Consider the following 700-nt stretch of genomic DNA (forward strand, 5'->3'; position numbering starts at 1 on the left):
AGACAGAGCTCTACTAAAGCGGGTGAGCTGTCTTACATGTTAGTAGATGTCATCCAGTCGTTTCATAATCGCACACCGGATTATCCTGATAAGCTGGTTACAGCAATGGACGCAGCGGTAGCCCAAGGGGATAACTGGGCGTTGGAAATTGCGATGGGGATCCTAGAAACCTTCGCTGCGCTAACTACTAACATTGGCTATGACTTTGAGGAAGTGCTAGTCAAAAACCTACAGTTCCAAGAGAAATATCATCTTCGAGAATTAGGACCAGATAGGATAGGCATCCGCACGTTCATTAATTTCCCTCTGCTTGGCATGGCTTGTATGTGGTACGACAAAGGTCATCGTTTATCTATTGAAACCGGTTGGCTTCCTCCATATCTCGTTGAAGGACGTTGGCTGGAGGATGTAAAAGCAGGCAAGATCACACGATAAATTATCATTTATTTAGAAATTCAGTATATAAGCCACCTTTCACGAGGTGGCTTATATGTTTACCGATATTCAATCAACCCCATCTAGTGGATTGACCCAACAGGTTTCCTCTGTGAAGAAGGGTTAAAATGCTTACAGAAAATGCTTACAGAAAATGCTTACAGAAAATGCTGGCAGAGTATCAGGCGCCAAATAACGTTCCCCAAGAGGTTTGCGATCAGATTTTAGAAGCTGCAAAAGAGTCATCCGTATTCGATATGAATAC

1 protein-coding gene and 1 pseudogene are annotated in these 700 nt (G+C 43.1%); both read left to right on the top strand.

Annotated elements, in window-relative coordinates; translation table 11 throughout:
• Positions 1 to 435, top strand: a 435-nt coding sequence (locus R7Z49_RS25155; protein WP_318112409.1) for an immunity 49 family protein, incomplete at its 5' end; no start/stop codon positions are given.
• A gap of 45 nt (positions 436 to 480) precedes the next feature.
• Positions 481 to 700 (top strand): annotated as a pseudogene (locus R7Z49_RS28180) (hypothetical protein); the annotation flags it as partial.

The sequence above is a fragment of the Vibrio sp. 1562 genome, from assembly GCF_033340155.1.
GTDB classification, from domain to species: Bacteria; Pseudomonadota; Gammaproteobacteria; order Enterobacterales; family Vibrionaceae; genus Vibrio; species Vibrio alginolyticus.